Origin of the sequence: Clostridium boliviensis (genome assembly GCF_033342255.1) — a bacterium.
GTDB classification, from domain to species: domain Bacteria; phylum Bacillota; class Clostridia; order Lachnospirales; family Lachnospiraceae; genus Lacrimispora; species Lacrimispora boliviensis.
Window position 1 is genome coordinate 1 of record NZ_JAWONS010000015.1, and the last position, 866, is coordinate 866.

Consider the following 866-nt stretch of genomic DNA (forward strand, 5'->3'; position numbering starts at 1 on the left):
TTTTTTTGTAGATTTCTCGGTTTGGGGAATCTTTTTTATTTATATACAAAAGAACTTAAAGCATTAGATAGTTAAGGTGCATTATAATATAGTTCTTCGATAAGATAATACCATGGTGTTTATTACTCCTTTTTTGCTATATTAAGTTGTAGCAAATGAGGAGTTTTTTAGTTACCAGATACTGGATTACATAGATGTGTGCTGGAAAGATAAATGGAATGCAGTTTTATAAGAAAAGGATTAATCCAATGTCATATAGTGTACTGTTGAATTATTCCATTGTATTTACGAAGGAAACGGTTGGCTAATATGGAGAATAAAATCTAACCAAAGCAGTTGGACGGCTATTTTGTTCAGCTGCTTTGGTTAATTAATTATTTGATGAATTGTATGATTAAGAGCTTAATTTTTGAATCAATACTGAAGCATTAGTGTTTATTTGTGTTCCTCCAGCCAAAGTTTGTAACGTAACTGCAGCAGCACTTGTATGGTTTCGTACAGTTATGACATCTGCTGCGGCTGCAGTAATGATTACCATACCTGGATTCGGTTGTGTACCAGCGCCAGATCCATATACTGCTCCAGTAACGGGAGCCCCATTTTGAAAGACAGTAAATTGATTTGGTTCAACGCCTGCGGCATAAAACCAAACGGCGTAGTCACCAGCGCTACCAAATTGAATCGTAGATGTTCCGGGTGCATGTGTAATGGTACCGACGATAATGCCATTTGTACTAAACAGTATATCTGCCTCTAAAGCAACCACTTGAGCATCCAGGTTGTAGATATAAGCATATTCTGATAATCCAGCGGTACCGGCCGGTCCAGTCGGTCCGGTGTCGCCAGTTAAACCGGTAGGCCCAGTA

1 protein-coding gene is annotated in these 866 nt (G+C 38.3%); it reads right to left on the minus strand.

The annotated features are described in order from the left end of the window. Window positions 1-394: 394 nt before the first annotated feature. A partial coding sequence (locus RZO55_RS00890; protein ID WP_318062420.1) for a collagen-like protein occupies window positions 395-866 on the minus strand: 472 nt, incomplete at its 5' end.